Consider the following 21,953-nt stretch of genomic DNA (forward strand, 5'->3'; position numbering starts at 1 on the left):
CCTCGCCCGCCGTGCTGATCTCGCGCGGCGGAGCCTGGGGCCGTCAGGGTTGCGCGCGATAGCGGTCGGCGATAGCGGCGGCGCGGTCGCGTAGCGATGTGCGCAGCGAGTCCGGGGCGAGGGCTTGCGCGTCGATGCCGAGTTGCCACAGTGCCCATTCGGCGTGTCGGGTGTCCTGGAAGGTCACGTCCATGCGGAGCCTACCGTCCGCTTCGGGTTCTTCGGCACGGACGGCGAGTGCGGTGGCCACCAGTTCTTCGCGACGCCGCGGGTTCACCAGGACCGACACCGTGATGTTGTCGCCGCCGGTTCGGAACCGGGTGCCGCGCTCCCGCCAGGCCGTGGCCAGGTCGACGCGGTCCGGGCGCTCGGCCAGTTCGGGGAGTTGCCGCGCGTCCGACACCCGCGACAGGCGGTAGGTGCGGTCCGCGCCGGATCTGGTGGCCAGCAGGTAGCCGCGGCCTCGGACGACGACCAGGCCGATCGGATCCACCGTGCGCCATCGCGGGGTCTCGTCGACGGGCGCGTATCGGATGCGCAGTTTGGTCCCGGCGAATACCGCGCGGCGGATCTCGGCCGTCACGGAAGCGGGCACTTCCTCCTCGGCCAGCGGCCGCGACAGCAGATCGGTGTCCGGGTCGATGAGCAGGCGTTCGGCCACTTCGGCCGCGGTGCCGCGATGGCCTTCCCCGAGCGCGTCCACCACCTTGAGCATCGCCGAAGCCAGCGCCGAGTCCAGACCGAATGCCTGTGTGCCACGGCGTGATCCGGCGACAAGCAGGGCGAACGCCTCGTCGTCGGTCAGCCCGGTGAGTTCGGTCCGGAATCCGGGGAGCAGGGCGAAACCGCCGTGGCGCCCGCGTTCGGCGAAGACCGGGACACCGGCCGTCGACAGCGCGTCGATATCGCGCAGCACGGTCCGAGTGGATACCTCCAGCTCGTCGGCCAACTCGGCGGCGGTCAGTCGACCACGCTGGCGCAGGAGCAACACCAGCGACACCAGCCGGTCGGCGCGCACGGAAAGACTCTACCGAATACACGACACAGGATGTCGTGATTACTTGGCAGGCTCACCACCGCGGCGTCCCCGAACAAGCGGTGGACGCGGTTGTTGGACGAATCGAATGGAGCCGATGTGGTGATGCGACGAATGGCGGTCAATCCGGTGACGTGGTCGCTGGCAATGGGATTCAACCAGGGCGAGCTCGTATCCGGGCACACCCGAACCCTGTACTGCTCCGGCCAGACCGCGACGAGCGGCGACGGCCACCCCGTGCACGCGGGCGACATGGCCGCCCAGTTGGCGTTGAGCCTCGACAACGTGGAGGCCGTACTCGCCGGGGCGGACATGTCGCTGGCGAACCTCGTCCGGCTCGACGTCTACACCACCGACGTCGATCTGCTGCTCGAGCACTACGGCGTGCTCGCGTCCCGATTGGGCGCGGCCGAAGTGGCGCCCGCGACGACGATGCTCGGGGTCACCCGACTCGCGATACCCGGGCAGATGGTCGAACTCGAGGCGACCGCTGTCGAGTGAGGACGAACGCCCATACCTGGCGGTGTCTTTCGTGCAGACCAGCACTGCGGATTTCCCGTGACGGGTAGTGGAACGACCTCGGCCTGCGGGACCGCCACCGTCGGACAGCCAATCGAATTCGGCCTCGGTGGACCGGCTTCGGGTGGCGGATCACGACGGGCGTCGCCCGCGCCGGTCAGGCTAAGCCGGAGCCGCTACGCGGCAACCATCCCAGCAACTGGTTGAACGGCACGCAGAACGACGCGCTGCCCGAGGGCAGCTGCGAACAGTTCAACGCCACCGGGCGCGGTTCGTCGGCGGTGGATGCGTCGGCGCCCGCGCTCGGGGCGAAGGCGAGGGGCACGGCGGCCACACAGGCTGCGGTGAACAAGGCGCGCTTCATCGAAGGAACTCTCCATCCGCTGGTTCGGCGCCCGGCGGGCGCCCGGTACGAACGGTATCGGGTGGGAACCGTGGCGGCAGCCCCCTGTTGTACCGCCCCGAATTCCTCGGGGTCAGAGAATTCCGCCCTCGCCAACCACGGCGAAATCGGACCCGCGATCGGGTGCGACCGACCGGCACGGGCGCGGAAGTGACGATAAGGCGCGCAATCCCAGCGGGGTTTCGCGTCAGCCCGGGTATCGGCCGAGGTAGGCGAGCAAGCGTTCATCGGCGGGCGCGGAGTCGGGCATGGCGACCGGTGGGTGGAACTGCGGGGGGCGGCCCGTTTCGGGCACGATCAGCTCGATGAAAGTCAATATAGCGCGCGCTAATTCGTCAGGGATGGGCCGGTTCGCGGCGCAGGCGCGGGCGACGTCCCAACCGTGCACGGCGATCTCGACCGCCGCGACATGGGCGAGGACGTCGGCGCGCCGCGTTCGGCCACCCAGCCGGACCGGGGAGTCGTGGTCGATTTCCGGCCACAGCGCACGCACGCGTGCCGCGCGGGCGCCGAAGGCCAGAACGGGGTCGGCCGCGGGCGGTTCGGTTCCGGTGCTCGGGCGCGCGGCGGCGCAGAGGGCGTCGAGTGAATCGTTGAGGTGGTCGAGCAAGGTTCGCAGGTTCCAGTGCGCGCACGGTGTCGCGGAGTCGAGGTCGGCACGGCGCACGGCCGCTACGTTGACCAGCGTGTAGTCGATGGCCCGCACAAGCAGTTCGGCGGAATCGATGTCGGTGATCGGTGATCGGGTCACGACCGCACCGCCTCGGCGGGGATCGGCGCGGGCGCGCGCATGGGCAGTCGACGCGGCCGATAGCAGTGGGCAGACGATTCTCCACGGAACGTGTCGGTCTCGTGCGGGCACTCGTCGTCGATGCCCAGCTCTTCGCGGTCGGACACCGCAACCTCCTACCACTTGTCGCAGCCGCCATCACCCGGCCACCGGGCTGCACAGCACGCGTCCGCGGCGACCTCGCGCGTCGCCTACCGATACAGACCGGGCGAGACACGAAAAGAGATCGCTCCGGGCGCACCGTTTTCGACGCGCCCGAGGTCTGCCTCCTGGGAGGGGCGCTGACCACCACGTTTCCCGAGCTCGATCGCCCCGGCACGCGAGCTGTCGTGCTCGAGCTCACCGCGACCACGACACTGGTCGCAGGCGCGGGCTCGGCCTCGGCAAGGCCGCAGGCCCGCACCGCCGAGCGGGGCGAAGCCTCTACCGGCTCGACCGCGCGGCGTCGATCGGAACAATCGCGACCAGGGTGTCACCGCGCACCACGTGGTAGCTGTCATACCGGTCGACGGTGGGATCGCAGTGCGGGGTCAGGAGTTCGACGCGCAGGCCGAGCCGCACATCGATGTCGGGCGGGCGGGTGAGCGCGCCGTGTTCGTCGCCGTAGAAGGCGTAGGTCGAATCGGCGAAGGGTGCGGTGGACGGGCGCGGCGCGGGGCCTTCGGTGGCGAACGCCTTCAGGCCCGCGTCGACGGTGACGATCGGCGTGGCGTTGACGCTCACCACCTGGCTCGCGACCCACAGGCTGGTGCGGAACTGCCCGTCGGGGTCGTCGCCGAGCGCGTCGGCGTACTGGGCGTCCATGAAAACGTAGGAGCCGGGCTGCAATTCATCGAGGACGCCGAGTTCGAGGTCGGCCGCCACGGTGCCCGTCCCGCCGCCGGTGACGAGGTCGACGCGATGACCGCCCGCGCGCAGCGCGGCCACGACCGCGCTCAGCCTGTCCATGCCGAGGCGGACCGCGTCGCGGCGGGCGTGATATCCCGGAATGTGTTGCCAGTGACCGCCGTAGCCCTGCACGCCCGCCAACTCCAGCGACGGGAACCGAGCGATGTGCGCGGCCAGCTCGAGCGCCTCGGCCGGACCGGCGACGCCGGTGCGCATGAGTCCGACATCGACGTCGATCGCCACCGCGATCCGCAGGTCGCGGCGATGCGCCTCGGCCGCGAGCGCGGTGACCGGATCCGGATGGTCCACGACGCAGACGAAGGACGGATCGACCTTCGCCACCTCGCACAACCGTGCGGGCGCGGTGGCGTCGGCGATCGGTGATGTGAGCAGGATCGCGCGCACACCCGCGGCGGAAAGCGCCTCGGCTTCACCGAGTTTCGCGCAGCAGACACCCACCGCGCCGTGCGCGATCTGTTTGCGGGCTATCCAGGCACTCTTGTGGGTCTTGGCATGGGGTCGCAAGCGGACCTTGCCGCGCACGCGGGCGGCCATCGCGGCGATATTGGCGTCGAGTGCCGCCTCGTCCAGGACGAGCGCGGGCGTCGGCAGGCGGTGGCGCGATCCCGGCTCGCCGACCATGGCCCTGGCCAGCGCGGCGGCGGGGCTCTCGCTCATCCGAGTGTGGTCAGGTGTTCGAAGCCTGCCAGCGTGGCGATCTCCGGCAGTCTGCGGATCGCGCCGTTCTGCGCCCACTGCCCCTCGGGGACCTCGTGGATGACGCAGGACGTGATCACCATCCGGCCGTCCTCACCGTCCCTGGCCTCGACGGCCGCGTCCTGGAGTTCGCGGGCGAATCGGGCTTTGCGCGCCCCGTCGAGCACGCCGGTGCTGACCTGCCAGTCGATGAACACGCCCGCGACCAGCGCGTCGGCCTGCTGTCCCGCCGAGTGGAAACTGCCCGGCGCGAGTTCTTCGAAGAGCACAAGCGCGCGCATCCGGCTGCCCGGGTCGTCGGGCACCGATTCGGCGCGGCAGGCTGCCTCGGTGAGCGCGGTCGCGAGCCGCGCCTTCTGCGCGTCGTCGAACGCGCCCGGGGTCAGCGTCACTCGCAGCAATGGCATGTCGTGCCTTCCGTGGGTTCGGATCGTTCGCCGTAACTCTGCACCGCGCGCGAGCGTGCGACCAGTGGCGAGAACGACAGATTTCATGCCGAACTCGCCAACCGTACGGGGGCGATATCGCGCCGAGGTCAGTCCCGACGGAGGTCGTCGGACAGGTCGATGGGCTCGTCGAGCTCGATGAACACCTCGACGCCGCTCTCGGTCAGCGCACGCTGATCGGCGACGACTTCGTCGGCGAGCGTGGCATCGACGGCGACTCCCGCGCTGACGACGCCGACGAGCAGGGGCCGTCCCGGTTCGAGCACGGTGCCCAGTGCGCTGTTCAGCGCGGCCGCGCCCTCGGCGGTGAGTTCGACCCGCTCGTCGTCGCCGAATCCGATGTCGACGAACAGGAATCCGGCGCCGGGTTCCTTGCGCAGGCGCAGGGTGTCGGTATTCAGGGTGCCGAGCGTCAACGGGCGACCGCCGAGGGTGGCGTTCACGGTGCCGGTGCCGATATCGATGACCAGACCGGTCAGATCCGCCGCCTTCGCACCGGACCGCACGGTGATCTCGCCGCCGAAACGCATCGTGCCGCCGCTGAGGCGGTGGCCGAAGAAGGCGAGGCGACCGCCGTCGAACCACACGGTGGCGAGGCCGTCGACACCGGAGGCCGGATCCACCTTCAGAGTCTGGGAGCTGCGCTGGATCGGGAGGATATTGCCCTTCAGCGCGGTCGGCTCCGCGGCGGCGGGCGCGGTGACAGCGTGGACGAACTCGGCCGAACACATCACGACCGCCGCCGACAGAACTGCGAGCTTCCTCCTCGAACGCACGGGACAACCTCCACGGGGCCGGGGACGATCATCGGGTTCCCTAGAGCTTCGTCGCCGCTCCCCTGTCCGGATTGCCGGATCGGCGAAAACGTTAGGAGGCAATTCGTTCGGGTACTCCCGCGACGAGCCAGGGAGGTAACCATGCCCATCAAGTACCGTCAGCGCAAATCCTTCGGTCCGCTGAAATTCAACTTCACCCAATCGGGTCTGTCCTCGTGGGGCATCAAAATCGGTCCGTGGTCGTGGAATTCCCGGACCAAGAAGAACAGCGTCGACCTGCCGGGGCCGCTCAGCTGGCGTCAGCGCTGAGACGATCGGTCGCGCCCTGCGGCATTTGCGGGCGCGACCGATCCGGCGGGGCCGACATCCTCGGGTCCGAATGTCACCGCCCCGAGCCGACGGTGAACGGGACCGGTCCCGGCGCGTCCGGCGGTCGCCGGACGGTCATGGCTCGGTGCGGCGCCCGGCGGGGTGGGCGGACGCGAGCGCCACGGCGATGCCAGTTCCAGACCGGGACGAGATCGGCGTCCTCGTCGAGGACCCGCGCGAGCAGGCGGATCTGTTCGACATCGATGCCCTTCGGGACGAGGCAGGCGAACGCCCGCAGCGGAGCCTCCGTCGGTGTGCGCGGGTCGATCTGAGCGGGCGGAAAGGCGACGAGCAGATCGGTTGCCGTTCGAATTCCCAGTTGGCGCAGTTCGATACGGGTTCTGGTGCCCGCGCGTACCGTCTTGCCGACGCTGCCGCCGACCCGATCGACCGACTCGGCGGGGGCCTTGGCCCCGGACTCGGGAGCCTTGGCCGCGGCGGGAGCGACCTGAAGCCGCGCCCGCTCCAGTTGTTCCAGGGTGACGCCGCGGCACTCGGGCCGTCGCCGACGGGGCAGGACCCCGCGGGACCACGCCCGGCGTTCCTGTCCTCGGGTGATCTCGCTGTGGTCCAAGTGCAGGTAGAGCGTCGCCTGATCGATCCAGTCCACCAGCCTGGCCAGCGGCACTCGTGTGTGCAGCATGACATCGACGAGATTCGCCGTCACCAGGCTCTGCATATCCTCGATTCCCTCTTCGACGAGCCGGGATTCGTACCAGACGTTCAGTCCGTCGATCTGGTTGAGCGGATACTTCGGGGTGAGTTGGGGAACGGCGGCGCGCAGGGTGACCGCCGCGGTCCGGTGCAGCGCGTAGATGCCGACGATCGGGAAGGAGCCGACCACGAACGCGACAGCCGCGCCGCCGCCACCGCGCTCGACCGGGTCCAGTATCTGGAACAGGGTCGCCACGGTGGTGAAGACCACGACGAGTCGCAGAACCGCCGAAGCGTAGGCGCTGGGTCGCAGGTCGCTCTGGAAATAGCGGCGGATGAGGCTTTGGAAGGTGAAGGCGTAGGCGCCGAAGAAGCCGAATTTGAGGGCGTCCCATACCGTGTGCGGGTCTTTCAGGAAATTCGTATCCGCCAGCGTCGCGGTCCAGCAGGTCGAGAAGATCACCGCGGTGAGCATGACCGGGAACAAGGTCTCGGTCTTGACCACGAAATCTCGTCCGCGCGCGGAGGAGACGGCGCGTCCATAATAGGCGTTGAACTTCTGCCGATAGATATTGCCCTCTTCGTCCTGGAGATAGCCGCGGTCGGCGATCCATTCCTGGTAGAACTCCGAGGATCGCGGTGGGCGCGGCAGATATCTCGGCTCGTCCACCGCCAGACGATGCAGATGGATGACATATTCGTTCCACAACGCGCCTGCGCGCTGGCCGAGGAATCGAATGTAGAGCCAGCTCGGCACGAACGACAGCACCCATACGAGGAAGACTTTCAGGAGTGCGATGCCGACCGGCTCCTCGCCGGTGTGCCGGGTCTCGTCGTTCCACACGGCGAAGTACGCGATGACCAACGGCGTCAAGATCAGAATCTGAAGCATTCCCAGCGCGACATTCCGGCGCAACCATTCTGCGAAGCTGCGCGATTCCGCCACGTTCCCGTCGCCCTCTCGGCCGTCGTCGAGTGCGCTCTGGGTCAGCGCCAGCAGTGCCGCGCACGTGTGCGGACGGTCGCGCAGACTGCGGTCGACGCACTCGAGGAGCTTTCGGCGGCCGCACCGGCTGACCGCCGTGTTCACGGATTGGTGGAGCGCCGTGTTGTTCTGGAAGAGTTCGCCGAATTCGACCTCGATAGCGCGCGCCACCCGATCGTTCTCGGTGAGCAACCGCGCCGCCCGAAGCCGGTAGACCTCGTCGTGGCGACTGTCGGATTCGGGGTACAGCTTGGCCCGCAGGAACGACAGAGACAGCTGTTTCGCCAGATCCTGAGTTGGCGCCGTGGCATCCATATCTCCTCCGATACGTCCATCGCGACGGCTCGGCTCGCCATCGGGATGCCCCCGCGGTGGCTGTTTCGATCGCTCCAACGGTAGGCGCGGCGGCCCGGCGGGTAACGAGTAATTCACTACTCGGTTTCGACATCGGCGCGGGCGATCGCGGTTCCCCGAAACGCCGCGCTCCGAATTCGCTCGAGCGGTCGCACCGGCCCCGAATTCCCGCTCGGCGACGGAAAGTTGCTGCAACTGTCAATTGATGTTCCGGCAGCTGTTGAACAGCAGAATAATTCGAGTCGGGTAGTGCACTACGCGAATTCTGATCGATCGGCGCGAGCGCTTCGAACCGGAGTTCGCCGATTGTAAGCTGAGGGCTGTCAAATTCGGAGAGTCGAAATATGCGATCTCCGACCGTCTCTCAGGAGTGATCCGATGTTGAAGACATACACGGTCGTCGAAGGCGACACGCTCACCGCGATCTCGAAGAAATTCTACGGACAGACGGGGTTCTTCGAACTCATCGCCGCGGCCAGCGCCATCGAGGATCCCGACCGGATATTCCCCCGCCAGGTGCTCATCCTGCCCGAGGTGAACCGCAAGCACACGGTCGCGAACGGCGACACCCTGTGGGCGCTGGCCGGGAAATACTACGGACCGCACAACGCCCGCCTGTTCCCCTTGATCGCGGCGGCCAACAGCCTCCCGGATCCCGACGATATCCACCCCGGTCAGGTCCTCATCATTCCCGGCATCACCTACGTCGTCGAGCCACACGACACCCTGTCCGGAATCGCCCAGCGGTTCTACGGCGACGCGTCGAAGTTTCCGGTGATCGCGGAGGCGAACCAGCTGCCGGACCCCAACCACATCGAGGTCGGGCAGAAACTCGTCATTCCCCCGAAGAACTACTAGTCAGGAGCAGAACAATGGTCGAGATCCACACCGTCGTCGCGGGCGATACCCTGTCCGAAATCGTCATGAAGAAGTACGGCGACCTCAAATTCCTCCGGAAGATCGCCGAGCTCAACAACATCGCGAATCCGGACCTGATCCGGGTCGGACAGAAGATCTCACTTCCGTCCAGGTCCGACCTCACCGCGGGGTCGAGCGCATAGCCGGATTCAGCACGCCGCTCACCCGATCTCGCGGTCGCTTTCGTTCAGATCCGGTCGCGGGCGACGAGTTGGGCGGCGGTGGCACTCGTTGGCGCCCTGCAGGCAGGGTTGCGGTCAGGCGACGGTCATCGGCAAGGTCTCCCAGCCGCGCACCGTCGAGGTCGACGACAGCGCGAGGGCGTCCCAGTCCACGTCCCAAGTCGGGAACCGCTTCAGGAATTCCTCGATCGCGACCCGCGCTTCCAGGCGCGCCAGCGAGGCGCCGAGGCAGAAGTGGGTGCCGAGACCGAAGGTCCGCAGGGTTCCGGTCTTGCGGTGGATGTCGTAGATGTCGGGATCGGTCCAGTGGTCGGAGTCCCGGTTCGCCGACGCGACCAGCAGCATCATCGCGCTGCCCGCGGGGACGACCGTGCCGTGGTACTCGACGTCGGTGGTGACGTAGCGGGCGATGGCGTGCCCCGTCGGCTCGAAGCGCAGGGTCTCCTCGATGGCCTTGGGAATCAACTGCGGGTTCGCGACGAGTTCGGCGCGACGGTCGGGATAGCGGGCCAACAGCGAACCGAGCCAGCCGAGCAGGCGGGCGGTGGTCTCGTTGCCCGCGCCCGCGACGACGGTGATGTAGGTGAGGATCTCCTGGCGCGTGAGGGTGCGGGTGACGCCTTCGGTGTCCTCGAATTCGGCGCGCAGCAATTCGGTCATCAGGTCGTCGGACGGGTGTTCGGTGCGCCAGTCGATGTATTCGGCGAAGTGGTCCGCGTGCGGAATCGCCTTGTCGGACACCGCCATCTGCTCTCCGGGCACGGTGCGCAGGTTCTCGTCCGCGCGATCGCGGACCGACTGCTGATCGGCTTCCGGGATGCCGAGCAGCATGCCGATGACCCGCATCGGCACCTCGTTGGCGAAGGCGGTCATGAAGTCGAAGCTGCCGACGCCGGCGAGGCGGTCCAGCGAGCGCGTGCACATCTCCCGGATCTGCGGTTCCAGCGACAGCACCCGCCGCGGCGTGAAGACGCGCGCGAGCAGGCCGCGGTGGATGTCGTGGGCGGGCGGGTCCTCCATGAGCAGGGTGCCCGGCGGAATCTCGATGCCCGCCTTGATGATTTCCAGGATCGGCCCGCGCGAGGAGGAGAAGGTCCGCCAGTCGAGCAGGGCGCGGTCGATGTCGTCGTAGCGGCTCAGGGCGTAGAAGTCGTGCTCGGCGTTGTAGTAGAGCGGCGCCTCCGCGCGCAGCCGCCGATAGACCGGGTAGGGGTCACGCGCGATGTCGCGGTCCCATGGATCCCAGCGGACGCTCTCGGGCGAAGACGCTTCGGCCGCGGCGACTTGTGTTTCCGGCATGTTCTCTCTCGCACTTCCTGCGCAAGGTCCCGCGACTCGAATCGCGTACCGATTTCCAGCCATGCGGATCCATGTTCTCGTAATCGGAAATGACATTACCGTTCGCCGCGACCCGCTGTCTCCGAAATGCCACACCGCGGCCTCGGCGGAACTACCCCGCCTGCCGGTCACGTTCGGCCCGGCTCGCCGCGATCCGCCGCGCGGCCAGCTCGGCCGCGCGTTCGGGATCGCGGCCGGTGAGGCGGCGCAGGATGCGCCGCAGCGGCACGATCTCGCCGTATCCGCCCCACCGCCCCTCCGGCACCTCGGTGGGGAACACCCAGATGCGGGCGGGATCGCGCGGCCACCGACCGCCCTCGGCGTCGAGGATCGCGTCGGTGATCTCGCGGACGACGCCCGCTCGCGCGTCGGGGTCCAACTGCCCTTCCGGCACGGTGGCGACCACCTTGTAGCGCGGCGCGTGCGCAGGCGCGCCGCCGACGTACACGGCGGCTGGACGATGCACGAATACCCAGGAGACCGACCGCGTTTCCGGGTCGGCGGGATCGAATCCCTCGTGGCGAATGAGGATTTCGGTGATCCGATCGATCAGCGCCGCCTCGCGGTCGGGCGCGCACGAGCCGTCGGGGAGATAGAGATCGAGCATCGGCATGGCGTTCGACTCCTCAGTTCAGTTTTTAAACTCAGATGCCGCGAACGGTACGGGTGCTGGGTAGCAAAAGTCAACCCAGATGGTAGGGTGACCGCATGGACGTGCCCGCGCGAATCGATCCGAGCAACTGTTCGGTGGCCCGCGCGCTCGCGGTCGTCGGGGAACGCTGGTCGCTGCTCATCGTCCGCGAGGCCATCGACGGGGCCCGGCGCTTCAGCGACTTCCGCGACCGGCTCGGCATCGCGAGCAACCTGCTCACCACCCGACTCGACGGTCTCGTCGACGCGGGCGTGTTGCAACGAATCCCCTATCGGGAGCCGGGCAGCAGGCAGCGGTTCGAATACCTGCTCACCGAACGGGGAATGGATCTTCGACCGACCCTGGTCGCCCTGCTCGAATGGGGCGATCGGCATCTCGCCGACCCGCTGGGGCCATCCGTCGTGGTCCGCCATCGCCCCGCGGACGAGGACGACGCCTGCGACCAGCCCGTCCGACTGGTGCTCGAATGCGCAGCGGGCCACACCGACCTGTCACCCACCGACATCCACCGCACCCCCGGTCCCGCCGCCCGATTCACGGAACCGAGCTGACCGCGCCGAACCGTCAGCGTGCGGTCCTCGTGCGGTTGCCCGTCGAACGGCTCGACGCCGGGTCGCCCGCTTGGACTATCGGCAGCGGTCCCGTCCGTCTCGAGGACACGGCGAGACGCTGTAGAGCAAGATCGAGAATGCCATTTCCGGCGGCGCTCCCGTTTGGTACGTTCGTTCGAAGAGTCGACCCGGCTCGCCAACGTGAAGGGTGATATCAGGTGTCCAAGGCCTACATCGTCGTCAAAGAACTGATCAAGGACCCGGCCGGGATGGCCGAGTACGGCAAGGTCGCCGCGAAATCCATGGCCAAGGGCGTCACTGTGCTCGCGATCGACACCAAGACCGAAGTGCTCGAGGGCGAATGGGCCGCCACCCAGACCGTTGTACTCGAATTCGAGTCGGCCGAGGCCGCGCACGGCTGGTACGACTCCGAGGAATACCAGGCCGCGATCCCGCTGCGACAGGCGGCGGCGGATTGCACCGCGATTCTCATCAACGGCCTGTAGTTCGACCGCTCGCACCGCCGATCAGCGGCGTGCCGCCGATCAGCGCCCGGGCGCTGATGCCGATCAGCGCCCGGGCGCGACGGCGCGCGCGGCCTCGTCCAGCACCCGATCGAAGGCGTAGCGCAGCAGCGGGCGCATGACGCGCCGGGTGAGGTACGCGCCCGCAAGTGGCAGGCGCAATTCCGCGGTCGTGGTCCAGCGCACCCGGGTGCCGCCGTCCTCGGCCGCCGCGAAATCGACGCGGCCGCCCTCGTGCCGTGACGGCGGAATGCTGCGGTAGACGTGATATTCGAAGGAGTGCGGCGGGTCGTAGGCGGTGATGCGCTCCCAGAAGCAGCCGACCGCCCAGATCAGCACGCGCACCGCGCCGCGGCCGTACGGCGCGGTATCGCCGCGCACCGCGAGCCGCTCGTGCAGCACCATGCCGATGCGAGTGTAGTTGTGCGCGTTGCTGATCCAATCGAAGACCGCGCTCGGCGGCGCGGCGATCGTCCGTTCCACGGTGACCGTCTCCATGGTCCGCCCCTCTCGACTCGTCGGGCCGATCCGACCCGAGGTGACTACCGGGAAATGCTCTACTACAAACGATAGTAGACACTCGTGGTGCGGTTGTCAGCCGCACCGTCCGACCCGCGTCCGCGAGGGCACCGTCCGTTCATCTCGCCGTAGCCGGGACGTGGGATTCTGGGGCGGTGCCGGGCCGCCGTGCGCTCGGGTCGGAGTAGGTCCGCGACACGGGTAGGCTCGCGCTCCGGCGGACGAGAGGATATGGGGCGACTGGTGACAATCGACAGTGCGATCGGTCGGGTGGTCCCGACCACCGACGCGGACCTCGCGGCGCGACGCGAAGCCTCGCGCGCGGAGATCGGCGCGCCGGTCACCGGGCACCTGCCCGCGCGCGGCAGCGACTACGCGGTGCTCGCGCGTGAGGTCCGCCGCGCCGGGCTGCTGCACCGGCGGCGGCGCTACTACCTGTACAAGACCACCGCCGTCACGCTGGCCTACCTCGGCGGCTGGGTGGCGTTCGTACTCCTCGGCGAATCCTGGTGGCAACTCGGCGTCGCGGCCTTCCTCGCCGCGGTGTTCGCGCAGTTCGCCTTCCTCGGCCACGACGCGGGCCACCGCCAGATCTTCGCGAGCCGCCGCGCCAACTACCTCTACGGCCTGTTCGCGGGCAATCTCGGCATCGGGCTGAGCATCGGTTGGTGGGTGAGCAACCACAACCGGCACCACGCGCATCCCAACACCGAGGGCGCCGACCCCGACGCCACGGGTATCCTCGCCTACTCCGGCGAGCGGGCCGCGGCGGGAAAGGGCATGCGGCGGTTCATCTTCCGATACCAGGGCGTGCTGTTCTTCCCGATGCTGCTGCTGGAGGCGGGCAGCCTGCACTACGCCAGCGCGCGCGCCGTGTCACGGTGGCCGATCGCGCACCGCGGCTGGGAGGGCGCGCTACTCGCCGCGCACCTGCTCGGCATGGTCGGTGTGGTCTTCGCCGTGCTGCCCGCGGGCGCGGCGATCGCATTCCTCGCCGTACAGCAGGGCCTGTTCGGCTTCTACATGGGCTGCACGTTCGCGCCCAACCACAAGGGCATGGCGGTGCTGACCGACGACCGGTCGACCGACTTCCTGCGCCGCCAGGTCCTCACCTCACGCAACGTGCGCGGCGGCTGGGCCGTCGACACCGCCATGGGCGGCCTGAACTACCAGATCGAGCACCACCTGTTCCCGTCCATGCCCCGCCCGAACCTGCGCCACGCCCGACCGATGGTCCAGGACTTCTGCACCCGGATCGGCGTGCCCTACCACGAAACCGGCCTGTTCGAGTCTTACCGCGAAGCATTGAGCCACCTGCACGACGCGGGCAAGCACGCCGATTCCACCGCGAGCTCGCTGGGCTAGCGATTCACCGGTGACGTGGAGTCGTTCAGCCGTTCGTCGCCGAATCCCGTTGCCAGGCACGCTCGATCAACTTCATCAGCGCCGGGTAGACGAACAGGTATCGGAACGGCAGGATCGCGGCCATGTAGAGGCGACCGAGCAGGCCGTTCGGCTTGACCAGGACGGCCATCTGCCCGTGATATCCGCCCGACGCGTCGGGCACCCAGCCGATGTGCATGGCCGCGTGCACCGTCGCGTTCGCGATCTCGGCCAGCCATTCGGACTCGGTCCGGTACACCGGGGTGAACGGCAGGGTGCGGAACTCGGGCCCGCGCGGCCCATCCCGCAGGTCCTCGGGTAGTCGATCGCGCAACGTGCGCACGCGTGCGCCGATACCGGCGTCCTCGTCGTCCCAGCCGAACAGCGCGCCGAGCCGCCAGCGGATCGCGAACAACGCGCGGTAGGCGAAGGAGACTTCGTCGTCGCCGTTGTCGGAGGTGAACACCTCGACCAAGCGATCCAGATCCCTCGGACCGCCCGAGGCGGGCAACAACCAGACGTCCGCGACGTCGAAATCGGGGGCAACGGCGTGCACACGCCACGGCTGGTCGGTGAACACCGAGATCGGAATCCTCATGGGCTGGCTCCTTCGAAACGGACGGCGGCGAGTCCGCGGTGCGAACATGGGGGAATGATCGAGGAGCCGCGGTCCTGGCGTCTTGAACGAAACGGCAGCACCACCTACGTGGGGGTGCGCGCGGAATTCGCGTGCATCGCGCAGGACGCCGCGGCGAATCCACGGCCGTACCGGCATCCCGCGTGGCAGCTTGTGCTCGGCTCGGACGCACCGGTGGCGGCGCGCGAGCCGCGCGGTACGGTCACCGCGCCCGGCGTGCTCGTGCCCGCGGGCCTGCCGCGCGAGATCCGCTATCCCGCCGGATATGTCTCACTGTGGATCGATCCGCACGTGTTCGCGGCGGCCGATCGGACCCGTATTCGCACACTCGACCGCGACCGGGTCCGCACCCTGCTGGCCGCCGTTGGCTCCGACCTCGACCCCGCACCGGTCCGCGCCGCACTGCACGCGACGCTGGGGGCGGACGCGGCGGTGGACCCGCGACTGCGGCGGGCGCTGCTGCTACTCGACGAGCAACGGCCACTCGACGACCTGGCGACCGAGGTCGGGCTCTCGCCCCGGCGGCTGCGCCAACTCTGCGCGGGAACGCTCGGCGGTTCGCTGACCGCGGTGCGCCGCTGGCATCGCCTGCGCGAGGCGGTGCTGCGATTCCCGTTCCAGTCCACGGCGGAGATCGCCGCGCGCACCGGATTCGCCGACCAGTCCCATCTGGTGCGAACGACGGTCGCGATGGGCGGCGTCACGCCGGGGCGGATCTTCGCGGGCGCACGGGTGACGCGGTCGCGCGACGGTGTCGTGGTATTCGGCGCGGTTCCGAATGCACCGCTCGCGTGATCGGCTGATGCCGGTGCGCGGTGGTTCGCACACGGTTCGCTCGCGCGGCGCGGCGCTCGAGTGGCGGGTGCGGTCGAGTTCGGGGCGGTGCTCGGTCTCAGGGGCGGTGATCGGACCTGTCCGCGCCCGGCGGCGACGTCTACCGCGATGTCGGCGTACACCGGCCGCGCTCAGTACCGGTGACGCTCACCGACGGGGACGACGAGCAACCGCGCCGCGCGGCCTGCCCCCGAAGGGTCACGAAAAGCGGCACGTCCGCGGGACGAGAAATGAGATACGATTCGAAACATGAGTCCAGACACATGTCCATACAGGGCGAGTGTCGGTGTCATGGCGCCGGGTTCGGTGAATCGGAACGGCGAGGGACCGTGCGCCGGATAGCGGCGCCGCGAGCAGGAGGAACATCGCTGTGCAGATCACCGCGGCCGTGTCACGCGGGGCCGAGACCCCCCTCACCGTCGAAACGCTGACCCTGCGCGCACCGCACGCCGACGAGGTGCTGGTGCGCGTGGTCGCCTCCGGAATCTGCCACACCGACGCGACCACGCGCGCCGCCTTCCCGCCCGGACTGCCGATCGTCCTCGGCCACGAGGGCGCGGGCGTGGTCGAAGCGGTCGGCGAGCAGGTCACCGATGTCGCCGTCGGCGATCACGTGCTGCTGACCTACCAGAGCTGCGGCCTGTGCGCGGAATGTTCGAACGCGCTGCCCGGCTACTGCGCGGACTGGGCGATGCTCAACGCGGGCAAATTCGGCCCCGACTCCCCGCTGCGCGCCGACGCCGAACCGGTCACCGGCTCGTTCTTCGGCCAGTCGAGTTTCGCCTCCCACGTCCTCGCCACCCGCCGCAACCTCGTCGTGGTCGATCCCGAGGTCGACCTGGTCGAGGTCGCCGCCTTCGGATGCGCGGTGCAGACCGGCGCGGGCGCGGTCACCGAAGTCCTCGCCCCGGACGCCTCCTCGGTGCTCGCCGTCTTCGGCGTCGGCGGCGTCGGCATGTCGGCGGTCATGGCGGCGCGGGCCGTCGGCGTCGGCACCGTCGTCGCGGTCGACCTCTCCCCCGCCCGGCTCGAACTCGCCGCCACCCTCGGCGCCGACGTGGTGATCGAGGGCGCCGAGGACGTGGCCGCGCGCATCCGCGCCATCGGCAAGGGCGGCGCCACCCACGCCCTCGACACCACCGGAGCCGCGCCGGTGATCGCGACGGCCATCAACGCGCTCTCCGCGCGCGGCGTGCTCGCCCTGGTCGGACTCGGCGCATCGCCGCTGCCGATCGAGGTGTCCGCCCTCATCGGGCGCGGCAAGACGCTGCGCGGCAGCATCGAAGGCGATGTCGATCCGCACACCTTCCTGCCGCGGCTGGTCGACTGGTACCGGGAAGGCAAACTCCCCATGCGGCATCTGGTGCGCGCCTACCCCGTGGCGCGGATCAACGAGGCGATGGCCGACGCCGCGTCCGGCGCTGTGGTCAAGCCGGTCATCACCTTCCCATGACCGCGCGGGCGCACGCGGTGCACGATCGCCCGCACGAGTTCGATGTTCCGGGTCTCGCGGTGGCGAAATCGCTGTATTCCGCCGAGCACCTGCGGTTCTGCGCCGTCCTGCGCAGACTGCGCGTCGAAAGCGGGCTGACCCAACTCGATCTGGCCGAACGACTGCGCAAACCGCAGTCGTTCGTCAGCAGGTACGAGACGGGCGAGCGTCGTCTCGACGTGGCCGAGGCGCGATCGGTCGCTGCGGCGCTCGGAGTGCGCCTACAGGATGTCGTGGCCGAACTGAACTGGTGAGCCCGCCTGATCGCCCGAGGTGAGCCGTTGACCTCCCGCGGTAAGTGGTCGCCCGCCCGAGGTACGCGGCGATCGCCCGAGATGCGCGGCGATCGCCCGAGATGCGCGGCGATCGCCCGAGATGCGCGGCGATCGCCCGAGGTACACGGCTATCGCCCGAGATGCGCGGTTAATGCTCGAGGTACGCGACGATGGCGCCGATGAGCCCTTCGAGCGCGTCGTCGAGATCCCCATAGGTGCCGAGGGTGCGCTCGGAGGTGATGCCGCGCATGGCCGCCGGGATCAGCGCCGCGACCCGGCGCACCTTCGCCGGGTCCAACTCCAGATCGGCGAAGGCGCGTTCACACGCCTTGTCCCAGTTGGGTTTCCACGACGCCAGTTCGGCGGCGGTGAGCGGGTAGTCGCGTTCGAGTTCGGCGTGGTCGCGAGGCAGCGCGGCGCGCAGGGTCTCGATGGCCAGCGATTCCGGCCTGCGCAGTCCGACGGCCATGGTGGTGATGAGCGCGGCCACCCGTTCGTGCAGCGACCCGTCGGGTTTGACGCCCGCGGGCAGGTCGCCGCGCTTGTCGGCGGTGTGGCGCAGCACCGCGGCCCACAGGCCGTCGATATCGCCGAACTGGTACTTCACCACGCCCCAGGTGGCGCCGATGTCGCGGGCGATCCGGTTGCCCGACACCGCGGCGGGATCGCCCGTCGCCAGCGAGGCGATGGCCGCCTCGAGCATGGCCTCCCGCGATTGCATTCCGCGCCTGTTCGCGCGTCTCCCGCTCACCGCCACATCCGTCACGAGGGCGATAGTACCGGCCCTGAACTGGGGAATCCAGTTTCACCCAACCCTCTTGCATTCTTTCATAGACACTTCTACGATCGGATCGCCGCGCGTGCACCGGCGTCGATGGTCCACGCCGGGACGAGACGGCCCCTGGAAAGACCTGGAGGATCGAGATGGCAAAGCCACCACTGTCCATGGAGCCGACGGGCTGGTTCCAAGTGGCCTGGTGCACCGAGATCGGCATCGGCGACGTCCACAAGATGAAGTACTTCGGCCGTGAGATGGTCGCCTGGCGATCGGCCTCCGGCGCGCTCTCGGTCTTCGACGCCTACTGCGAACATCTGGGCGCGCACCTCGGCTACGGCGGCCAGGTCTCCGGCGAGAACCTGGTGTGCCCGTTCCACGGCTGGGAATGGAATCGCGAGGGGCGCAACGTGTGCATCCCCTACGAGAGCCACCCGAACAAGGGCAGGCGCATTCGCAGCTACCCGACCGTCGAACGCAACGAGGCGGTCTGGATCTGGTACGACCGCGACGGCCGCGACCCCTATTTCGACGTGCCCGACATGTTCGAGGCGTTCGACGACGGCAAGACCGCCGCCGACTACTACCCGCCGGTGCCCGCCGCCACCCTCTTCCGGCAGGGCCTGGAACTGCATCCGCAGTACATCATGGAGAACGGCGTCGACTTCGCGCATTTCAAGGTCGTGCACAAGACCCCGTTCGTGCCGGAATTCACCCGCCACGATTTCGCGGGCCCGGTGTCCTACGTCGATTTCACCATCGCCTTCGACGAGAACGTCTCCGAATCCGAGGTCAACAGCGGCGTCCGGTCGGTGAACGCCGGACTCGGCTGCTCGATCACCCAGAGCTGGGGCATGGTCGACAACCGCACGATGCCCGCGGTGACACCGGTCGACGACCGCACCTGCGACGTGCGCTTCACCGTGTGGATCGGCCGCAAACCCGGCGACGACAGTCCCGAGATCGGCCGCTACGGCAAGACCATGGCCGGTTTCGTCATCGAACAGTTCGAAGCCGACGTGCACATCTGGGCGCATCAGCGCTACTCCGACCCGCCCGCCTTGTCGCGCAAGGAATTCCAGGGATTCCGGGCGCTGCGCGAGTGGGCGAGACAGTTCTATCCCGACGACGGCGCAGCGAGCGGCGACCCGGCCCAGCGTCGGGCCATCGACGCCACCACCGCCTGAACCCGTTCCCTCCCCTACGATTCCGAGCCACAGAAAGGCCCAGCGATGAGCGCCTCCGACAAGATCCGGGTATTCCAGGTCGCCACAGGCAATCTCGGCACCGAGATGATCGGCCGCATCCGCAACCATCCCGACCTCGAACTGGTCGGGCTGCACTGCTACTCCCCCGACAAGATCGGACGCGACGCGGGCGAGATCGTCGGCATCGAGCCGGTCGGCGTGACGGCCACCGGCACCGTCGAGGAGATCATCGCCGCCCGGCCCGACGTGCTCACCTTCCACGGCGTGTTCCCCGACGAAGACCTCTACGTGCGGGTCCTCGAGGCGGGCATCGACATCGTGACCACCGCGGACTGGATCACCGGCTACCACCGCGACGCCAACCACCCGCATCCCTCGGGCCGCAAGGTCAGCGAGGTCATCCAAGCCGCCTGCGAGCGTGGCGGTTCCACGTTCTACGGCACCGGGATGAATCCCGGCCTTTGCCAGATCCTCGGCATCGTGCACACCGCCGACGTCGCCGATATCGAGAACATCACCGTCACCGAATCGGTGGACGTGTCATGTCACCATTCCGTCGACACCTGGAAGGCCGTCGGCTACGGCCGCCCGATCGACGATCCGAGCATCCCGGATTCGCTCTACAAGTACACCGCGGTGTTCGCCGACTCGGTGTACCTGATGGCCGACGCCTTCGGCCTCGAACTCGACGAGGTGAAGTTCAGCTACGAACTCGGCGCGTGCACCAAGGACGTCGACCTCGGCTGGTATTTCATGCCGAAGGGCTCGCTCGGCGCGAACTACCTCAAGTACCAGGGCATGGTCGACGGCGTGCCGCGCGTGGAGACCCACCTCGAATGGCAGATGACACCGCACACCGATCCGGCGTGGGACATCCAGAGTTGCTACATCACCCAGGTCACCGGCGACCCGAACATCTACAGCAAGCACATGATCTTCCCGCGCAAGGGATTCGACCTGTCCAAGCCGGAGAACTTCGCCTCCATCGGCATGACCGTCACGGGTCTGCCCGCACTCAATTCGATCAGGTCGGTGGTCGCGGCCCGGCCCGGCATCATCACCAGCGCCGACCTGCCGCTGCGTTCCTTCGCGGGACGCTTCGCGCTCTGAGAAGAGTTCCGCCGGAACGGATTCAGCCGCTCATGCTCGGCAGCATGCCCGCCAGGCCCGCCGCTCCCGGAGCCATCATGCCGTCCTGATTGTTCAGGTCGGCCGGATTGTCGAGGTTCTCGGGACTTTCCGGATTCAGCGGACTTTCGGGATTCATGGGGCTCTCCGGATTCGCCGGATTGTCCATGTTCAACGGGCTCTCGGGATTCGCCGGGTTGTCCGGATTCAGCGGACTCTCCGGATCGGCCGGATTCTCCGGGTTCAACGGGCTCTCGGGATCCATCGGGTTGCCCGGATCGAAGGGCATCGCGTACGAATCCGACGAGGCGGCGATCCCGGCGCCGAGGTCGGAGGCGGCGGTATCGGCGTAGGCGACCGCCGAGGGCGCGACGAGCGCGGCGGCGGACGCGGCCGCCGCGATCAGGCGGCGGGTCGTGGACGAGACGACTGGCGACACGATGTTTCTCCTGCAACGTAGGGCTACCGTCCACCGTGACCCGTCGGGGTAGGTCGGCCGCGTGCGACTCGGCGGGAACGTCCCGCCGTCGCCGCCCGCACCCGCCGACGAGCCCGGTGCCGGGTCGGGATCCCCTGGGACGGGCATCCCGACGACGCCGGGGTCAGGTACACCAACCGTTGGTAGCTGAAAGTTTACTACCGCCCGAGTGGCGCGTCACGGGAAACCTTGCCGCCCGCGCCGGGCTCGACCCGATTCGAAACCCGCCGCCGTATGGGGAACAATCGGGTCACCATGTCCGACGACGACACCCCCGCGACCGGCCGATGGCAGCACGCCGCCCGGCTCGCGGCGTGCGTCGCCGTCCTGCTGGGGATGTTCTACCTGGTCGCCGTCGCGCGGGTGATCGACATCGAGAGCGTGCGGTCGATGGTGGCCGCGACGGGTCCGGCCGCCCCACTCGTCTACGTCGCGGTATCGGCCGCGCTCGGGGCCGCCCTGGTGCCCGGCCCGATCCTCGCCGCGGGCAGCGGGCTGATGTTCGGGCCACTGGTCGGCACATTCGTCACATTGGGCGCCACCGTCGGAACCGCGGTCGTCGCGGCCTTCCTCGGCGCTCGGGCGGGACGCGACAGCACCCGCGGGCTGCTCGGGACCGAGCGAACCCAACGCATCGACGCCGGGATCGAACGGTACGGCCTGTGGGCCGTGGTCGGCCAGCGGTTCGTTCCCGGAATACCCGACACGATGGCCTCGTACGTGTTCGGGGCCTGCGGGGTGCCGTTGTGGCAGATGGCGGTCGGCTCCTTCATCGGGTCCGCGCCGCGCGCCTTCGTCTACACCGCACTCGGCGCGTCCATCGGCGAGATGTCCGCACCGCTGGCATACACGGCGATCACCGTCTGGTGCGTCACCGCCGTCGCGGGCGCTTTCGCCGCACACCGCGGCTACCGGGGCCTGCGACGCGAAACGCGAGACACGGATTCCACGCGGCCGACCTCGCCCACCGACGACCCCTCCGCACCGTCGACGGCCTGAGCAAGGCTCGCCGCCGGGTCCGGGTCGACGGCGGCGGCACCCGAGCGCGGGTACGGGAACGGGGCTCATCGGCCCTCCGTGCCGTTCGGCGGCGGAGCCGGGAACGCGGCGGCTGATTCCGGC

At 68.7% G+C, this 21,953-nt stretch carries 26 protein-coding genes and 1 pseudogene; 13 read left to right on the forward strand and 14 right to left on the reverse strand.

The window, feature by feature from the left end; translation table 11 throughout:
- Positions 1–43: 43 nt before the first annotated feature.
- A complete protein-coding gene (locus IT779_RS16775) occupies positions 44–1,018 on the reverse strand; it encodes a helix-turn-helix transcriptional regulator (protein ID WP_196150249.1) in 975 nt (324 codons plus the stop codon).
- Positions 1,019–1,141: 123 nt separating this feature from the next.
- On the opposite strand from IT779_RS16775, the gene IT779_RS16780 reads away from it, so the two are divergent.
- Positions 1,142–1,537 carry a RidA family protein gene (locus IT779_RS16780; RefSeq protein WP_196150414.1) on the forward strand — a complete coding sequence of 132 codons (396 nt, stop codon included), beginning with the start codon at positions 1,142–1,144 and terminating at the stop codon, positions 1,535–1,537.
- A gap of 175 nt (positions 1,538–1,712) precedes the next feature.
- Here the strand turns inward: IT779_RS16780 and IT779_RS16785 are convergent, their stop codons facing one another.
- The 6 genes from IT779_RS16785 to IT779_RS16810 all read right to left on the reverse strand — a co-directional run bounded on the left by IT779_RS16785 (position 1,713) and on the right by IT779_RS16810 (position 5,575).
- Positions 1,713–1,919 (reverse strand): hypothetical protein, encoded by a 207-nt coding sequence (locus tag IT779_RS16785; RefSeq protein WP_196150250.1) that lies wholly within the window; start codon positions 1,917–1,919, stop codon positions 1,713–1,715.
- Between the two features lie 226 nt (positions 1,920–2,145).
- A complete protein-coding gene (locus tag IT779_RS16790; RefSeq protein ID WP_196150251.1) occupies positions 2,146–2,709 on the reverse strand; it encodes a TIGR03086 family metal-binding protein in 564 nt (187 codons plus the stop codon).
- Entirely contained in the window at positions 2,706–2,855 is a 150-nt protein-coding gene (locus IT779_RS16795) for a hypothetical protein (RefSeq protein WP_196150252.1), read from the reverse strand. The genes IT779_RS16790 and IT779_RS16795 overlap by 4 nt, the downstream gene beginning before the upstream one ends.
- 316 nt (positions 2,856–3,171) lie before the next feature.
- Positions 3,172–4,314 (reverse strand): DSD1 family PLP-dependent enzyme, encoded by a 1,143-nt coding sequence (locus IT779_RS16800; protein WP_198428580.1) that lies wholly within the window; start codon positions 4,312–4,314, stop codon positions 3,172–3,174.
- Complete coding sequence (locus IT779_RS16805; protein WP_196150253.1) at positions 4,311–4,760, reverse strand: tautomerase family protein; 450 nt, start codon at positions 4,758–4,760, stop codon at positions 4,311–4,313. Before IT779_RS16805 ends, IT779_RS16800 begins: the two co-directional genes overlap by 4 nt.
- 128 nt (positions 4,761–4,888) lie before the next feature.
- Positions 4,889–5,575 (reverse strand): hypothetical protein, encoded by a 687-nt coding sequence (locus IT779_RS16810; protein WP_196150254.1) that lies wholly within the window; start codon positions 5,573–5,575, stop codon positions 4,889–4,891.
- Positions 5,576–5,716: 141 nt separating this feature from the next.
- On the opposite strand from IT779_RS16810, the gene IT779_RS16815 reads away from it, so the two are divergent.
- Complete coding sequence (locus tag IT779_RS16815; protein WP_196150255.1) at positions 5,717–5,884, forward strand: DUF4236 domain-containing protein; 168 nt, start codon at positions 5,717–5,719, stop codon at positions 5,882–5,884.
- A gap of 73 nt (positions 5,885–5,957) precedes the next feature.
- On the opposite strand, the gene IT779_RS16820 is transcribed toward IT779_RS16815, so the two are convergent.
- Positions 5,958–7,898 (reverse strand): hypothetical protein, encoded by a 1,941-nt coding sequence (locus tag IT779_RS16820; RefSeq protein ID WP_196150256.1) that lies wholly within the window; start codon positions 7,896–7,898, stop codon positions 5,958–5,960.
- Between the two features lie 417 nt (positions 7,899–8,315).
- Here IT779_RS16820 and IT779_RS16825 point away from each other — a divergent pair, with 417 nt between their 5' ends.
- Together IT779_RS16825 and IT779_RS16830 are read left to right on the forward strand one after the other, a co-directional pair.
- Positions 8,316–8,795, forward strand: a complete 480-nt coding sequence (locus IT779_RS16825) for a LysM peptidoglycan-binding domain-containing protein (RefSeq protein WP_196150257.1) — start codon at positions 8,316–8,318, stop codon at positions 8,793–8,795.
- Between the two features lie 14 nt (positions 8,796–8,809).
- On the forward strand, positions 8,810–8,998 hold the full coding sequence (locus IT779_RS16830; protein ID WP_196150258.1) for a LysM peptidoglycan-binding domain-containing protein: 189 nt from the start codon (positions 8,810–8,812) through the stop codon (positions 8,996–8,998).
- 114 nt (positions 8,999–9,112) lie between these two features.
- On the opposite strand, the gene IT779_RS16835 is transcribed toward IT779_RS16830, so the two are convergent.
- Entirely contained in the window at positions 9,113–10,336 is a 1,224-nt protein-coding gene (locus IT779_RS16835; RefSeq protein WP_196150259.1) for a cytochrome P450, read from the reverse strand.
- A 151-nt stretch (positions 10,337–10,487) separates the two neighbouring features.
- Complete coding sequence (locus IT779_RS16840) at positions 10,488–10,988, reverse strand: tautomerase family protein (protein ID WP_196150260.1); 501 nt, start codon at positions 10,986–10,988, stop codon at positions 10,488–10,490.
- A gap of 95 nt (positions 10,989–11,083) precedes the next feature.
- Here IT779_RS16840 and IT779_RS16845 point away from each other — a divergent pair, with 95 nt between their 5' ends.
- Together IT779_RS16845 and IT779_RS16850 are read left to right on the forward strand one after the other, a co-directional pair.
- Positions 11,084–11,578, forward strand: a complete 495-nt coding sequence (locus IT779_RS16845; protein ID WP_196150261.1) for a winged helix-turn-helix transcriptional regulator — start codon at positions 11,084–11,086, stop codon at positions 11,576–11,578.
- Between the two features lie 218 nt (positions 11,579–11,796).
- The gene (locus tag IT779_RS16850) at positions 11,797–12,084 is read left to right on the forward strand and encodes a DUF1330 domain-containing protein (RefSeq protein WP_196150262.1); all 288 of its coding nucleotides are present in this window, start codon (positions 11,797–11,799) and stop codon (positions 12,082–12,084) included.
- Positions 12,085–12,147: 63 nt separating this feature from the next.
- Here IT779_RS16850 and IT779_RS16855 read toward each other — a convergent pair whose 3' ends face one another.
- Positions 12,148–12,600: an SRPBCC family protein gene (locus IT779_RS16855; RefSeq protein WP_196150263.1), complete on the reverse strand. Its 453-nt coding sequence runs from the start codon at positions 12,598–12,600 to the stop codon at positions 12,148–12,150.
- Between the two features lie 264 nt (positions 12,601–12,864).
- Here IT779_RS16855 and IT779_RS16860 point away from each other — a divergent pair, with 264 nt between their 5' ends.
- The gene (locus IT779_RS16860) at positions 12,865–13,986 is read left to right on the forward strand and encodes a fatty acid desaturase family protein (protein WP_408637764.1); all 1,122 of its coding nucleotides are present in this window, start codon (positions 12,865–12,867) and stop codon (positions 13,984–13,986) included.
- A gap of 25 nt (positions 13,987–14,011) precedes the next feature.
- Here the strand turns inward: IT779_RS16860 and IT779_RS16865 are convergent, their stop codons facing one another.
- Entirely contained in the window at positions 14,012–14,602 is a 591-nt protein-coding gene (locus IT779_RS16865) for a DUF2867 domain-containing protein (protein WP_196150265.1), read from the reverse strand.
- Between the two features lie 54 nt (positions 14,603–14,656).
- Here IT779_RS16865 and IT779_RS16870 point away from each other — a divergent pair, with 54 nt between their 5' ends.
- From IT779_RS16870 to IT779_RS16880, 3 genes are all read left to right on the forward strand, one after another.
- A complete protein-coding gene (locus IT779_RS16870) occupies positions 14,657–15,436 on the forward strand; it encodes a helix-turn-helix domain-containing protein (protein WP_196150266.1) in 780 nt (259 codons plus the stop codon).
- 409 nt (positions 15,437–15,845) lie between these two features.
- Positions 15,846–16,928, forward strand: a complete 1,083-nt coding sequence (locus IT779_RS16875) for an NAD(P)-dependent alcohol dehydrogenase (protein ID WP_196150267.1) — start codon at positions 15,846–15,848, stop codon at positions 16,926–16,928.
- Positions 16,925–17,221 (forward strand): helix-turn-helix domain-containing protein, encoded by a 297-nt coding sequence (locus tag IT779_RS16880; RefSeq protein ID WP_198428581.1) that lies wholly within the window; start codon positions 16,925–16,927, stop codon positions 17,219–17,221. Before IT779_RS16875 ends, IT779_RS16880 begins: the two co-directional genes overlap by 4 nt.
- 169 nt (positions 17,222–17,390) lie before the next feature.
- Here IT779_RS16880 and IT779_RS16885 read toward each other — a convergent pair whose 3' ends face one another.
- Complete coding sequence (locus IT779_RS16885; RefSeq protein WP_198428582.1) at positions 17,391–17,963, reverse strand: TetR/AcrR family transcriptional regulator; 573 nt, start codon at positions 17,961–17,963, stop codon at positions 17,391–17,393.
- A gap of 203 nt (positions 17,964–18,166) precedes the next feature.
- Between IT779_RS16885 and IT779_RS16890 the strand changes: the two genes are divergently transcribed.
- Together IT779_RS16890 and IT779_RS16895 are read left to right on the forward strand one after the other, a co-directional pair.
- Complete coding sequence (locus IT779_RS16890) at positions 18,167–19,204, forward strand: Rieske 2Fe-2S domain-containing protein (RefSeq protein ID WP_196150269.1); 1,038 nt, start codon at positions 18,167–18,169, stop codon at positions 19,202–19,204.
- A gap of 45 nt (positions 19,205–19,249) precedes the next feature.
- A complete protein-coding gene (locus IT779_RS16895) occupies positions 19,250–20,335 on the forward strand; it encodes an NAD(P)H-dependent amine dehydrogenase family protein (RefSeq protein WP_196150270.1) in 1,086 nt (361 codons plus the stop codon).
- Positions 20,336–20,483: 148 nt separating this feature from the next.
- On the opposite strand, the pseudogene IT779_RS39075 reads toward IT779_RS16895, so the two are convergent.
- A pseudogene (locus tag IT779_RS39075) lies at positions 20,484–20,759 on the reverse strand (hypothetical protein); the annotation flags it as partial.
- A gap of 327 nt (positions 20,760–21,086) precedes the next feature.
- Here IT779_RS39075 and IT779_RS16905 point away from each other — a divergent pair.
- Positions 21,087–21,830, forward strand: coding sequence for a TVP38/TMEM64 family protein (locus IT779_RS16905; RefSeq protein ID WP_196150271.1), 744 nt, complete (start codon positions 21,087–21,089; stop codon positions 21,828–21,830).
- Positions 21,831–21,953: the final 123 nt, after the last annotated feature.

The sequence above is a fragment of the Nocardia bovistercoris genome, from assembly GCF_015674855.1.
In the GTDB taxonomy this organism is placed as follows: domain Bacteria; phylum Actinomycetota; class Actinomycetes; order Mycobacteriales; family Mycobacteriaceae; genus Nocardia; species Nocardia bovistercoris.